At 45.6% G+C, this 13,656-nt stretch carries 12 protein-coding genes, 1 tRNA gene and 1 pseudogene; 5 read left to right on the top strand and 9 right to left on the bottom strand.

Annotation, left to right across the window (positions count from 1 at the left end; translation table 11 throughout):
- The first annotated feature begins 24 nt into the window (after positions 1-24).
- From BVG16_RS01445 to BVG16_RS01435, 3 genes are all read left to right on the top strand, one after another.
- Positions 25-975 carry an ABC transporter permease gene (locus BVG16_RS01445; protein WP_078496759.1) on the top strand — a complete coding sequence of 317 codons (951 nt, stop codon included), beginning with the start codon at positions 25-27 and terminating at the stop codon, positions 973-975.
- A gap of 20 nt (positions 976-995) precedes the next feature.
- Positions 996-1,865 (top strand): carbohydrate ABC transporter permease, encoded by an 870-nt coding sequence (locus tag BVG16_RS01440; RefSeq protein ID WP_078496758.1) that lies wholly within the window; start codon positions 996-998, stop codon positions 1,863-1,865.
- Between the two features lie 379 nt (positions 1,866-2,244).
- Complete coding sequence (locus tag BVG16_RS01435) at positions 2,245-2,814, top strand: superoxide dismutase family protein (RefSeq protein WP_078496757.1); 570 nt, start codon at positions 2,245-2,247, stop codon at positions 2,812-2,814.
- Positions 2,815-2,866: 52 nt separating this feature from the next.
- Here BVG16_RS01435 and BVG16_RS01430 read toward each other — a convergent pair whose 3' ends face one another.
- The 7 genes and pseudogenes from BVG16_RS01430 to BVG16_RS01395 all read right to left on the bottom strand — a co-directional run bounded on the left by BVG16_RS01430 (position 2,867) and on the right by BVG16_RS01395 (position 8,620).
- Positions 2,867-3,787: a LysR family transcriptional regulator gene (locus tag BVG16_RS01430; protein ID WP_078496756.1), complete on the bottom strand. Its 921-nt coding sequence runs from the start codon at positions 3,785-3,787 to the stop codon at positions 2,867-2,869.
- Positions 3,788-4,737: 950 nt separating this feature from the next.
- A pseudogene (locus tag BVG16_RS01420) lies at positions 4,738-5,138 on the bottom strand (VOC family protein).
- Entirely contained in the window at positions 5,119-6,045 is a 927-nt protein-coding gene (locus tag BVG16_RS01415) for an NAD(P)/FAD-dependent oxidoreductase (RefSeq protein ID WP_078496754.1), read from the bottom strand. Before BVG16_RS01415 ends, BVG16_RS01420 begins: the two are co-directional and overlap by 20 nt.
- A gap of 390 nt (positions 6,046-6,435) precedes the next feature.
- Positions 6,436-6,693 (bottom strand): DinB family protein, encoded by a 258-nt coding sequence (locus BVG16_RS01410; protein WP_158081594.1) that lies wholly within the window; start codon positions 6,691-6,693, stop codon positions 6,436-6,438.
- A 163-nt stretch (positions 6,694-6,856) separates the two neighbouring features.
- A tRNA-Lys gene (locus BVG16_RS01405) sits at positions 6,857-6,932 on the bottom strand.
- A gap of 394 nt (positions 6,933-7,326) precedes the next feature.
- Entirely contained in the window at positions 7,327-7,740 is a 414-nt protein-coding gene (locus BVG16_RS01400; RefSeq protein WP_078496752.1) for a VOC family protein, read from the bottom strand.
- Between the two features lie 19 nt (positions 7,741-7,759).
- Complete coding sequence (locus BVG16_RS01395) at positions 7,760-8,620, bottom strand: tetratricopeptide repeat protein (RefSeq protein ID WP_078496751.1); 861 nt, start codon at positions 8,618-8,620, stop codon at positions 7,760-7,762.
- A 205-nt stretch (positions 8,621-8,825) separates the two neighbouring features.
- On the opposite strand from BVG16_RS01395, the gene BVG16_RS01390 reads away from it, so the two are divergent.
- Together BVG16_RS01390 and BVG16_RS01385 are read left to right on the top strand one after the other, a co-directional pair.
- Positions 8,826-9,722, top strand: a complete 897-nt coding sequence (locus tag BVG16_RS01390; protein ID WP_078496750.1) for an ATP-binding cassette domain-containing protein — start codon at positions 8,826-8,828, stop codon at positions 9,720-9,722.
- Positions 9,719-10,507, top strand: coding sequence for an ABC transporter permease (locus BVG16_RS01385; RefSeq protein ID WP_144027258.1), 789 nt, complete (start codon positions 9,719-9,721; stop codon positions 10,505-10,507). Before BVG16_RS01390 ends, BVG16_RS01385 begins: the two co-directional genes overlap by 4 nt.
- Before the next feature lie 98 nt (positions 10,508-10,605).
- On the opposite strand, the gene BVG16_RS01380 is transcribed toward BVG16_RS01385, so the two are convergent.
- Both BVG16_RS01380 and BVG16_RS01375 read right to left on the bottom strand, forming a co-directional pair.
- On the bottom strand, positions 10,606-11,406 hold the full coding sequence (locus BVG16_RS01380; protein ID WP_144027257.1) for a TetR/AcrR family transcriptional regulator: 801 nt from the start codon (positions 11,404-11,406) through the stop codon (positions 10,606-10,608).
- Positions 11,407-11,629: 223 nt separating this feature from the next.
- On the bottom strand, positions 11,630-13,603 hold the full coding sequence (locus BVG16_RS01375) for a stalk domain-containing protein (RefSeq protein WP_158081593.1): 1,974 nt from the start codon (positions 13,601-13,603) through the stop codon (positions 11,630-11,632).
- Between the last annotated feature and the right edge of the window lie 53 nt (positions 13,604-13,656).

The following is a 13,656-nucleotide window of genomic DNA, read 5'->3' as shown; positions in this document are numbered from 1 at the left end:
AATTTTATGAAACGGGTGAGATTTATGGACGCAAATACGGGACAACAAGTAACCCTCCCTACCAGCCAGCAACCCAACCGAAAAAAAAGCAAACGATCCCCTTGGATGCTTCATTTGATGGTGCTGCCGGCGGCAATTCTGGTATTTATTTTTTCTTATGTTCCCATGACGGGTATCGTCATGGCCTTTCAAGATTATAAGGCTGGACTTGGAATCACGGGATCTCCTTGGGTCGGGCTGAAGCATTTTCGCTACATGGCTGAGAATGAATATTTCATAAAAATCACTTTGAATACCCTCTTCTTCGCGTGTACCAAGATCGTCATGAACTTAATCATCCCATTCATATTTGCCTTACTGTTGAATGAGGTTCGCAACATGGGCTTCAAGCGTTCCATTCAAACGCTAGTCTACTTGCCGCATTTTCTATCCTGGGTCACGCTTGCAGGGATTCTGATTGATATGCTCGCCCAGACCGGGATCATTAACCAGCTCCTCACAAATTTGTTCGGCATCAAACCCATTTTCTTCTTGGGCGACGGGACTTGGTTCCGGATTACGATCATCGTCAGTGATGTCTGGAAAGAATTCGGATTTAATACGATCATCTTTTTGGCGGCTCTGGCCGGTATTAATCCTTCTTTGTATGAAGCCGCTGAAGTGGACGGTGCATCTCGATGGAAGCAGACGACACACATCACAATCCCTGCGCTCGTCCCTATGGCGATCGTCGTCGCAACTTTGGCGCTAGGTAATGTGTTGAACGCGAATTTTGACCAGATCTTCAACTTATATAACCCGCTCATTTATCAGCAAGGCGATATTATCGACACCTTCGTCTATCGTGAAGGGCTATTGACGGGACAATTCAGCTTCGCAACAGCTGTTGGCTTATTCAAATCAGCGATCAGCTTAATCTTAATCGTCATATCCTATCGTCTCGCCTATCGATTCGCCGGATATCGGATTTTCTAGAAAGGAAAGGATGACTTCACATGTATCACAAAACAATACCCTATCGAATTTTTTCGATTTTCAACTATGTCCTGTTAAGTGTCATCTCGATCCTTTGCCTGCTGCCGATGGTGCATCTATTGATGGTATCCTTAAGCTCCTCCGCTCCTGCCAACGCAGGGCTTGTGACCTTCTGGCCTATCGGGTTTACATTAGAAGCCTACGCGAAGACGTTTGACAATACCAATTTTCTTTCCTCCCTATGGGTCTCTGTCGAACGAACCGTACTGGGAACGGCACTCGCCATGATCGTCAATACGGTTGCTGCCTATGCGCTATCTAAAGAAGCTCGCGTATTTCGTGCGCGCAACATCTACCTTTGGTATTTTGTCATCACGATGTTATTCAGCGGCGGACTCATTCCAGGTTATATCCTGATCCTGAAGCTCGGACTCATGAATACGCTCTTGGCGCTCATTCTTCCGGGGTTGGTTGGGGTGTATAACATCATCCTGCTGTTGAACTTCTTCCGCGCTGTTCCGAAAGAGCTCGAAGAAGCAGCCTTTATCGATGGTGCCGGATATTTACGAACCTTTGTCAAAATTTTTCTACCGATTTCATTACCTGCGATCGCTACGGTCTCTCTCTTTATCATGGTAGGTCACTGGAATGCCTATTTCGACGGTCTGATCTATATCAAAGACGCAGAGAGACTGCCGCTTGCCAGCTTTATGCAGACCATTATCGTGCAACACGATATGACGAAGTTCGATCCGTCTTTTGTTGCTAAATCGGAACGAACCCTCCGTGCTTCGCAGATCTTTATCGGTGCCTTACCGATTCTACTCGTCTATCCATTCCTTCAGCGTTTCTTCGTCAAAGGAATTGTCATCGGCGCAGTAAAAGAATAGAACTCAAAGCCCTTCGTGCTAAGCACGAAGGGCTTTTTATTTACCGTGGTCTCGACATATGCTGAAGCTTCTTTCGATGAGAAAAGCATCCAGACAAAAATCGAGGGGCCCGATAAAGTACATTTAAAGTACATTCAACCTAAATATGCGAGACTTCCTCGATTTTTTCGAGGAAAAGCTCGCTGTTGAACTAATGCGCAGACACGGGTATGATGCAGCATCTTCCTCGAGTCTCATTCGCGTGCAAATACAAGGTGTCATGGCCTATACGAGAGTTGGTTCATCTTATTCACAAATACTAGAGAAGAAATGATTGCATCGTGGAATATTGGGAATAAATAAGTATAAGCCAATAGGGCTTATGAATTGGAGGGTAACCATGAATTTACGAAGTATTTCTCTATTTGTCGTACCGTTGTTGTTCATGATCGTGTTGGGGTGTGAAGATAAAGCTCTCCCCGTATCCGTATCCGCAGCAAATGAATCTTCCTTAACTACTCATCAACCGATTACTAGTGATATTATCAACGGTAAAGGAACCAAAATGGGCACAGCCAAGTTCACGCAGCTTGCCAAAGGTGTCCAGATCGATGTGGTCGCTACGGGGCTCAAACCAGGATTGCATGGCATCCATGTCCATGAAACCGGGTTATGTGAAGCACCCGATTTCAAAACTGCAGGGGCACATTTCAATCCGTCGGGCAAAGAGCATGGATACGACAACGTCAATGGGGAGCACGCTGGTGATCTCTCGAACCTTGTTGCTGGACCCAATGGAAAAGCGGAAGCACAATTCGTCCTTACAACGGTGACCTTGCAAAAAGGTGTGTCCAACTCCCTCCTAAAAGAAGGAGGAACGGCGCTCGTGATCCACGAAGATCCAGATGATATGCACACAAATCCGTCCGGGAACTCCGGTAACCGAATTGGCTGCGCCGTCATTAAATGAACAAAAACTGGCATAACGAAACTCGTTATGCCAGTTTTTGTGTTGATGTTTGTTACCCTAAATCCAATTCCTTATTCGCCGTCGCCTGCTGAAGGGCTTCAATATACGCCGAAGCAAGCTTGGAGAGGGTCGCATTCTTCTGATTGATCCATCCAACATTGATGGTTTCATCACAATCCAGCGGAACAGGGATAATTTCATTGCCGTTCAAATCCGCGCTAAGCACCCCGGTGGATATCGTATATCCATTCAGTCCGATCAACAGATTAAAGAGCGTTGCCCGATCATTTACACGAATGCTTTTAGGATGCGACAAGGTGCTTAGAATTTCCTCGGAAAAGTGAAATGAATTATATTCACCTTGCTCAAAGGAGAGGTAAGGATAGTGATGCAGCTGGTCAATCGTCACGATCGATTGCTTAGCCAGCGGGTTATGAATACTGATGAAGATATGCGGTTTGGCGGTAAATAAGCTGTGGAACTGCAAGTTAGCAGCTTTTAATAACTTATTGATCACTTTGGAATTGAATTCGTTCAGGTATAAAATCCCGATTTCGCTTCGCAAACTTTTAACATCCTCGATAATTTCGTAAGTCTTCGTTTCGTGCAACGCGAACTCATATTCATCCTGACCATACTCGCGAACGAGCTGCACAAAGGCGTTCACTGCAAATGCATAATGCTGCGTCGAGACAGCGAAATGCTGCGGTGATGGCGGGGCATCCAAGTACCGATTCTCAAGCAATTCAGCCTGTTCGACGACCTGACGGGCGTAGCCTAGAAACTCTGCCCCTTCTGTCGTCAGTGTGATTCCTTTATTCGTGCGTTCAAAAATCGTGATCCGAAGTTCTTCCTCCAAATCCCGGATCGCGTTCGAGAGACTCGGTTGCGAAATAAACAACCGTTTGGCCGCTTCGTTCATCGAGCCGCGATTCGCAATCTCAATGACATATTTCAATTGTTGCAGAGTCACTAGGTTTGATCCCTTCTCTATATATTCACCGGAGTATCCATGCTCCTTGCCCCTCCAGTTAGCGAAAAATTCATCCTATTCACAAGTATAACAGGAAGAGCAAGCAGATGGTGCTAGTTCATTTCTTCCGAAAAATACATATAGCGTTCGCTGGAAATGAAACGGCCTCTAGCCTCGGTCCATCCGAAAATGAGCGACCTACAAGTTTTGTTTGCAAAACTCACTTCGAAAGCAAGGTAGTTTTTACGAAAATAAAAGCAACTTAATTTGACTATACTGGTGCTAGAAAGATGGGGATCGCCCGACGGTCCTTTATTGTGTGAACCTATACGTTGGTGGATAGGAGCGATGGGTTGATGTTTCAGTTCCAGCTGTCTTAGATACGAAATCTTGGCAAATTATACAAGCTCTTTGTATAACGGACACGAGAGACCTTATTGTTTACTATGCTTATAGATTAGCCGTTGTTGCGGACACAGATGCCCTTATTCCATTCGAATCATGAGTATATAGCTTATGTTTAGCATGATAAGTGCATCTGTGTCCGTTCACCCTGCATTTTGAGTGCTTTTGGCCTCATTAAGGTCTCCTGTGTCCGTTCATTTCTCGCTCGGTTCCCTGCACTCTACCCTCCCTTGGTCCAGCTAATTCTTTTTTTTAAAATTCGCCGACTTCTTGGTTGCTAATCTAAATATCAAAACCCAAAATCCATTGCCTGTATTTGCTTTAAGTAATACTTGAGTTGTTTTTCTTGAGACGTACCACTATGCACGTCTATTTCTTTGTATTCGGTTTTGTCTCTCATCACTGCATAAACCATACGCAGCATAAGGTGGGCTGTTTGCCATGATTGCCTTTTTTTCGTCTCGCCGTTTCCGGACCTGACGATAAAATTCACTATTCGATTATGCTAAAAAAACGCTTGATTACTCAAGCGTTCCCGTGATCTCTTACACTGGATTCACTGCACTTTCATCCATGTACATGACTTCCCATAGATGACCATCGATATCCTGAAAGCTCCATCCGTACATAAAGCCGTGATCTACCGGACCGTTGGACATCTGGACGCCTGGCCGCCAGCCGCAAAAGCCCGATTTACGATCTCATCCACCTGTTCTCTGCTGTCGGGGGAAAGCGCCAAAATGAATTCAGTACTCTTCGATGTATCAGAAATCTCTTTATTGGTAAACGTTCTAAAATAGCCTTCCACGAGCAACATTACAAAAATGCTGTCACTAATGACCATACATGTTGCATCCTCATCGGTGAATTGGGCAATGAATTCAAAGCCTATCTTCGTAAAAAAATCGATCGATTGGTTCCTAGGTTTATATCTGCTCCCAGTCATCTTCAATCAGATCTTTATTAATCAATTCTCCGATGTAATACCCATCGCGCGCGGCACCAATTAATCCCGTAAAAGCGTTTTTCGCATCACCAATAATATAGACGCCTTCGATGGTGGTATGACCGTAATCACTCGTTGTTACGTAGCCGCCTGAGTCGTGCAGGGGAATGCCTAATGTTCCGGGGATACGCGAAGCCTGCCTAGCCCCTGTATTGAGTAGAAACCCACCTTTGCGATGAAGAGACTGACCATCCTGGAACACAATCCGATGGAGCATCCCTTCATGAGACTGCAGGTCACGAATCTCGGTTTCGATGAGTCCGATCCGCCGAGCTTCCAACTCTTCTCTTTCCTGCTCCGTGACGGCGGAAGCTCCATTCGTAAGCACCACCAAATCTTTGCTCCAACTATACAGCGTCTTGACGTAGTGAAAGAATTTTTCACCCTGTCCAAATATGGCTAAAGGTTCATTCCTGCGTTCCCAACCATCGCAATAGGGGCATGGGAATACAGAAATGCCATAGACCTCCTTTAATCCCGGAATAAGCGGAAGATGATCTTGCATGCCTGTCGCAAAAATTATTTTTCTAGACCTGAACAATCGCCCCTTCTGGGTTAACGTATGAAAAATCCCCTGATCCTGCTGTACGTGCTCAACAAGATCTTGTTCGATACGTACGTTGGAATACGGCTTCATTTGCGATATCGCAATTTGACGGAACTCGGAGGGTTTAATCCCGTCTCTTGTTAAATACCCATGCGATTCGTAGGTTAGACGATTCCTTGCTTTCCCCTCGTCGATGACTACGACACGACGGCAAGAGCGGCCTAACAGAAGTGCAGCACTAAGACCCGCGGGTCCTCCGCCGACAATTATCACATCTACTAACGTATTCATATCCATCATGATGGCTGGATCTCCTTGATTTTGGAAATTTCAGGACGCAATGCTATCTAGTAATATGCCTTGTCTCTCCTCACTTATGCGTATCCCACACAAAAGCACGAAAACAACCCCCAGTTGTCCACTGATCGCCCCACCGTATTCGTCTCCTCCCATCTTGATCCGCTCGTGTCGTTCCAACACGTTGCCTGGCAGAACTTAGATGCCGTTCGGCGTCATCAAGGGTATCGGGTCGATCCTTCGAAGGTGGTTTATTGCAGATGTGATCTCCCTGCAGGAGAAGCTAAATGATGCCGTCACAATGCTGACGCGGCAAGAAAATGAAGATGCACGGATACGCCCCCATCTTTTTTCCACGATAGAATAAAAAAAGGATGGTGCAGGCACCATCCTTTACGCTACATCTGCAAAAATCTGCTCCAAGTGATGTTCCATATGTTCAACGTAGTCCTGAATCAACCATTCAAGAGTAACCCTAGTCCCGTCAGGAAGCTGGCAATCACGTGACAGACTGGCTGCTGGCAGGTTCGAAACCACGCGAACGATCGATTGATTCAAGCTAATCCATAGTCCAATCACATCTTCCGGGGGAGCAACGACGTATTGCTGCGTTTCAACCCAGATATCTTGATTATACGGAGTTATGCGCAAGGATTCAGTCTGAGACTGAGCTTGAATGCTCGAAATCGTTGAGGGACAGATTGTAACAAGGCTTCCAAGTTAGCGACGATGTTCGTCCCCACAGGTACCACTCCTTTAGCTTGCATATACAATTAAAAAAACGGCATCTCTGCCGTTTCATTTGTAGGATATATGGTGGGTTCTGAGGGGTTCGAACCCTCGACCTGATGATTAAGAGTCAACTGCTCTACCGACTGAGCTAAGAACCCGAACTGTATCATGCGTCAAGTGCAATCAAATTGTTTATGTTCTAACTATACGCTTCATACACAACAAGATCAAGTCGATTATCCTACCAAAAAAGGGCTCATCCTACGATTACACAGGACTATCCGAAGTACACAGGTTCCTCAGTTAACATTACGCAATATTTCTCTATCATGATCCTCTATCCCTTGTCTTAGAGGGATGATCACAGCAAAAGCAACTCTTGTGCTTTGGTAACTTTGGTTACTTTGGTTACTTTGGAAGAAAGTAATGCGCCTCTCGAAAGATCTGGCAACGCGATGCCAGACGGAGAATCTATGTTCATGCAAATCACTTTTTTTATAAAATTTCATTGGCATGATCGAATGTAGTTGTATATAGATCTCTTGTTCTGCCCTATACTTCAGGCATCTTGCTCGAATCCATATACAGCACATTCCACCGATGACCATCCAAATCCGTAAATCCAGCACCATACATCCAGCCTTGACCCTGGGGTTTGGAAAAAATAGTGCCTCCTGCCTCGCTTGCCTTCTGTATCATTTCATCCACTTCTTCCTTGCTCTCTGCATCTATGGACAGCAACACTTCTGTACCGTTTTTAGTATCTGCTATTTCATTCCCCGTAAACTTCTTGAACGTAGACGCTGGAAACAGCATCACCATGAAGTTTTTGTCTCCGATCACTAGACCGGCAGCATCTTCACTGTTCAGATGTCTAGGATGGAACGTAAAACCCAGTTTCGCGAAAAATTCTTTTGATCTTGTAAGATCTTCTACAGGAAGATTAATCCATAGTTCTTTGGTCATCGTCTATTCTCCTTCACCTTTAGGATAGCCCAGCCAATTCCTTCAAACGCACCATACGATCTGGTTCGTTTTTGATAAGCCATGAATCTAGCGATAATAGTTCGTAAGCACGGGAGAAATACGGCTGAGCTTCCATGTTTCTATGTAATAGTAATAGGCATTCACCAATTTCTTCATTTACATACCCGTCGGGGTTCGCAATTTGTTCGGATTCACGAAGAAGATCCATTTGGATCTCAAGCGACTCCTGTGTCCGATGCATGAGCCGCAGCACTTTGGCAATACTCCACTTCGCGATGAATATAGGTTCAGGCTTTCCTTGGGACTTCCGAAATTCGAATGCGCGCTCAAACAAATTCAGAGCCTCGTCCAAATTCCCCGCATCAACCTGTGCCCAGCCAATATTGTTATACAAAGATCCAAGCCATCGATTAGCCTTCAGACTTCGTTCTGCAAGTGCAAGAGCCTTTAGATTCCACGCCATCCGCTGTTCCGGAGTCGCCTCTGCAATGCCTAACATATGGGCCGCGTCCACGGCATAATCCTCCTCACCGGTCTGAACACCCAGCTCCCAAGCTTGTAGAAAATACGGTATCGCCGCAGCTTGCTGTGATGAAGAATTGTACACGCGACCACGTTCCAGGAAATATCTGATCTTTGCCGCAGGCATGTCCTCTGTCAATAAAGTTTCCACCCGATTTAATGTGTCGTGAGCTTCCGAAAATTTCATCTGCAATCCTTGCGTACGTGCAATTTGCGTCAACAGCTCGGCGATGTAGCACGGATCTTGAACATGCTCAACCTCTGCTAATAGGCGATTGAACCGCTGTTCCGTTTCGTTCGGATGATGATAATCCCATAATTGATCAAAATCCCTCATACCTCACGCTCCACCCTAGAATATATTTCCTTTTTTATCATACGTGGGCTTGATCGTGCTGTAAATATTAAAGATGCCCTGCAAGCCGATTCAATGGGTTCGATTCATCAAATGCTGGAAAATAACACTTGCACATTTAATTGTGTATATCATATACTGATTATACAATACACAATTTAGTTAACCAATAGAAGGGAGACCTACCATGGGTCAATATGCCATTGAAGTGAAAGGTCTACGCAAAAAATTCGGCAACCAGATTGTTCTGAACGGCATCGATCTAAAAGTACCTCAAGGTACGATTTATGCGTTACTCGGTCCAAATGGCGCGGGAAAAACGACGCTAATCCACATCCTATCCACCTTGGTGGCTCCAGATGAAGGCTCTGTGCATGTATCAGGTTACGATATTCGTACTGAGAAAAACCTGGTGAAGCATGCCATTAGCCTTACGGGACAATTCGCCGCCGTCGACGAAATGTTAACGGGAGAGGAAAATCTGCGCATGATTTGCAGGCTCTCAGGGCTTACGACCGCGGAATCTCGCGTTCGAAGCAGCCAATTGCTGCATCATTTTGACCTCACTGCATCAGGACGCAAGCGGGTTAAGACTTATTCAGGTGGCATGCGTCGGCGACTGGATCTTGCCATTAGCCTGGTCACGAGCCGATCGATCTTGTTCTTGGATGAACCGACGACGGGGCTCGATACGATTAGCCGACGCGCCTTATGGGATATTATCCTGCAGCTGAGAAACCAGGGGATCACCATTTTTCTCACGACACAATACTTGGAAGAAGCAGATCAGCTTGCAGATACAGTAGCCGTGATTACCGACGGCCGCGTCGTTGCCACGGGAACGCCAGAAGAGTTAAAATCACGCGTCGGCGAGGAAGTCATTGAACTCCGTAACTTGAAGGACGAAGTCATTCGTACTATACCAACTAGCGGCACGGTTCACGATATGGGCCAGACGCTTCATGAATTATCCCACACGGTCCCTAAGGACACGCGCGTGAGCATTCGCAAACCAAGTATGGATGACGTATTCCTGGCTTTAACCACCACGACAATCAAAGAATTGGAGGGGATTTCATCATGATGACGCCCCTTACTTCGACCAAACCTGCTTCCGTTTGGGTTACGAATGCCGTCTTCATTGGACGGGGGATTCGGCTCAGTCTAAGAAATGTTGAAGCTTTAATCATGGCGATCATGCTGCCTGTCATGCTCATGCTGCTATTTACGTATGTTTTTGGCGGGGCCATCGATCCTAGCGGAAACTATGTGAATTACGTTGTCCCGGGAATCATTTTGTTGTGCGCTGGTTTTGGGTCTTCCAGTACGGCCGTTGTTGTTGCTGAAGACATGACCAACGGGATTATAGATCGTTTCCGAACGATGCCTATCCGCTGCTTAAGCGTCGTTACCGGTCATGTCGTTGCAAGCCTTGCTCGTAATTTGTTCGCAACCGGCGTGGTCATTGCTGTTGCGTTACTTGTTGGTTTTCGTCCATCCGCAAATCTATTGGCATGGTTAGGGGCACTAGGGATCATCGTCCTGTTCATTTTTGCCTTCACTTGGTTATTCGCTGCAATCGGATTAGTTACCGGTAGTCCGTCATCGGCCTCAGGGTACGGATTTATCTTACTGTTTCTCCCCTACCTATCGAGTGCTTTTGTGCCCATTGAAACCATGCCCTCTTGGTTGCGCGGGGTGGCGAACAACCAACCCATTACACCTGTCATCGAAGCCATTCGCGGCCTGCTTAACGGTACTTCAACGCCTACGAACGTGTGGCTAGCGATCGGCTGGTGTCTGGCTATTCTCCTCGCATCCATTCTATGGAGTGTCATTGCGTTTCGCAGAAAAGCGGGACGCCGCTAACCGATCAATGCTCGTATCAACCTGCTACAAAGAAAGAACAGGAGATCGATAATTATCGTTCTCCTGTTCTTTCTTTGTTGTGTATGATCTTCATTATTTCACTTCGGGTCTAGCGGTCCAGACGTCTTGACAGCAAGGTAATGCGCAATACCATCGAGAATCCGCTCCAAGCCAAAATCGAAATCATTGCCAACCGTATTTTCTTGTTCATTCTCCTCCGTATATGCGCCAGATTCGATGATCGGATAAAGGTCTGGATAACGATCCGGCTGAACCAACTGTTTTAGCGCCGCGCCGTAGTTCATCCCGCTGAACGTCTCCGGACTGTTTCCTGCCAGAATAGACCGATCCATATCCCGATGCAGTATGCCGACAGAACGGGAATAACTACTTAACAGGAGGATGAACGACATTTTTTCAAAATGATTCAGTGGGAAATGACGCATGGATCGAAGCGCCCAGTCGATGACTTGAAGGTTATTGGGTGCGATCGGAACACTCGTGATCGGAATATCGCCAAACCATGGATGTTCCCGAAAAACCTGGACGCAAGCCCTGACATAAGCTCGCATCTCTTCACGCCAATCCGTCTCCGCCTCTCCATCCGGTGGAATGGGGATTTCACAGACTGCGTCTTGCATCAGGAACAGTAAGTCATCCTTGCTGGATATATATCGATACAGGGACATCGTCGTAAATCCCAGAGATCCGGCAAGCCGGTTCATGGAGACCGCTGCGAGCCCATCCTTGTCAGCGATTTCGATGGCTGCCTCCACGATTTTAGAAATACTCAGTTCTCCTTTCGGCCCTCTTGTCGGTTGTTTGTTCAACCCCCAACTGATTTTGGCCCCATTCGGTAAGTCCTTAAACACATCAAGATCCTCGGGATGATCGTTCATGATTCCATCGTTCCTCCAATCGTCAACACACATTACATGTTCCTTGTTATGAAATAATCGGCCTTTAAATAAGTGTTTATTCTATACACAGTATATCATAGGAGAGCGGCTGAAACGAATGACAAGATCAATGACATGCTATGACTTGCACACTTCATCATCAACTAATAACATCTTTAATGAGAAAAGATCCCTTATCAAATGCTGACAAGGGATCTTAACATTACTGAATAATTAATGAGACTTTATCGTTAACAAATGAAACGCTCTTGTAATTGGAATACATCCACACTTCTATCACTTTGCCGTTTGACGTTGCGGTAGTTTTGCTGGATGGAGCACCCCATGATACTCGGACTTGTTCCTTCGTCATCCCTACAGTAACTTGCTCATCTTTAAGCTGTTTCCAAACGGCCGATGACCATGAATATTTTTTGTAAGGATCCTCATGATAGAAGTTCGATTCGTCAGCTAGTACTTCGGGTACTTGAGAAGAAGGCATGGAAAAACTCTTCAACGTTTGACCTGTATTCGATTTAAATACGATAACGAAAAAGCCTGTATCGTCCGGCACAATATCCGTTATCGTAACCTTCGTGAAACGATCTGTTACTAATAAATGATTCACCCAGTAGGTTTTACCAATGTATTTAGCAAGACTACCTTGCGCGGCTTTTTTCACCAGTGCAGCCGTCTCGGATGAGACGATTGTCATGCGAGCATCACCTAGTGAGATTTCTGCTTGCTTCCACTTTCCATTCCATGTGACTTTAGCGCCTAATGCATCTGTTAACAACGAAGCTGGAATGAACAGTTCCCCTTTATCTATCCAAGGAGCAGCTTTTAATTGAATGCTCTTGCCATTTCGTGTTGCCTTCAGATCTTTCGCTTGAAATAACAACGTTGTATCCCCGACCTTCACGTCTAATCCTCCGGCAGATGAAGTCACGACGCCTCCCAATGCTTGAAACACAGACTTCGCGGGGAGAAATACGACACCATCCACTAATTTAGAATTTTTAAGATTATTACGTAAGCTGGAAGAAACCGTTACGGTCTTGGACAATCCATTTAACGTCACCGTGACTTGTGTCTCGCCTACCCCGAGAACTTTCAGGGTTTGATCTGGTTGAAGTTGAAGTAAATGCGGTTTTTGTACCACAATGTCCGCTTTACCGGGTTCCGCTCTCATGACAGCATCATTCGTATATATTTCTAAAATATCGATATTCAAATTATCGCCTACAAATGGTTTCAGATCAGAAATCGACACTTTGATGTCATTCATACGTGGGCCGTCAATAGGAGTCACCTCCCCATCTTCGACCAACAACCAATTACCATCGCTACGCTTCGCAAAAAAATGATTGGAACTTGTAGGAACGGCGGTTTTAACAATTTGACTTAACTCTGATACTTGATTCGTTAACTTCCAACGATCTCGCTCAGTCCCCGTGGTCCACACAGTACCGTCCTTACGAGTAACTAATAATTTATTCGTTATTCTCTCTGACATATATGCGATATGTACGGCGTCTTCCACGATCGTTACCGGAATGATTTGACTGTTTCTATCCAAGTTGGAGGTTTCATACACGATAACTTTGCCACTGTCGTACAGTAAGGCAACACGGCCATCATTAACTGCCATGGCTGTGACTGAAGCTGCGCCCGTAATGGTGCCTAGCTTTTTGAAGGAATCTGCATTATAACGATCTTCATAGAACAATTCCCCTTTATCAGACAAAGCAGCTAAATCCTTGTCACCATTGCCAATCAATCTAATATCGCTAAGATTCTTTACTTTACCGTTGTTTGTCCAGACTGTTCCATCTTCCTTCAGCCAATGAGCACCGGCTGCTTGAGTCACACCAACTTGACCTTCTACCAAATGAGGAACCTCGCCAACACCCCATGAGAGTAACTTACCATCCTGGGTTACACCCAAGCCTTTATGATCAGTACCGGTAATTTGAGTAATTTTACCGACGATGTGTACGAACTGTTCATCATTCATCAACGTCCACATTGAACCATCGTTCATTAATAACGTGCTCTCTCCGATCATATCCCTAATTTGGGATTTATCATCCGAAGCAGCAGCAGCAGTAGCATGAGCAATATCAGCTGCCCAACTATGCACGCCGAAGCCAAAAAACAAACAGATTGAGAGGACCGTGCGGAATACCTTTTTCAATTGTAAGACTCCTTTCTCTTCCCCGTATTCTTTCATGAATTCTTATTATTTCG

The sequence above is a fragment of the Paenibacillus selenitireducens genome (assembly GCF_002021565.1).
GTDB classification, from domain to species: domain Bacteria; phylum Bacillota; class Bacilli; order Paenibacillales; family Paenibacillaceae; genus Paenibacillus_K; species Paenibacillus_K selenitireducens.
Note: the sequence above shows the minus strand (reverse complement) of the source record. Positions and strands in the feature narration are given on the sequence as shown.

Bases quoted from the DNA above. Each gene is read 5' to 3' on its own strand.
- BVG16_RS01445 (WP_078496759.1), top strand. From the start codon at position 25: ATGGACGCAAATACGGGACAACAAGTAACCCTCCCTACCAGCCAGCAA.
- BVG16_RS01440 (WP_078496758.1), top strand. From the start codon at position 996: ATGTATCACAAAACAATACCCTATCGAATTTTTTCGATTTTCAACTAT.
- BVG16_RS01435 (WP_078496757.1), top strand. From the start codon at position 2,245: ATGAATTTACGAAGTATTTCTCTATTTGTCGTACCGTTGTTGTTCATG.
- BVG16_RS01415 (WP_078496754.1), bottom strand. From the start codon at position 6,045: ATGATGGATATGAATACGTTAGTAGATGTGATAATTGTCGGCGGAGGA.
- BVG16_RS01400 (WP_078496752.1), bottom strand. From the start codon at position 7,740: ATGACCAAAGAACTATGGATTAATCTTCCTGTAGAAGATCTTACAAGA.
- BVG16_RS01395 (WP_078496751.1), bottom strand. From the start codon at position 8,620: ATGAGGGATTTTGATCAATTATGGGATTATCATCATCCGAACGAAACG.
- BVG16_RS01390 (WP_078496750.1), top strand. From the start codon at position 8,826: ATGGGTCAATATGCCATTGAAGTGAAAGGTCTACGCAAAAAATTCGGC.
- BVG16_RS01385 (WP_144027258.1), top strand. From the start codon at position 9,719: ATGATGACGCCCCTTACTTCGACCAAACCTGCTTCCGTTTGGGTTACG.
- BVG16_RS01380 (WP_144027257.1), bottom strand. From the start codon at position 11,406: ATGAACGATCATCCCGAGGATCTTGATGTGTTTAAGGACTTACCGAAT.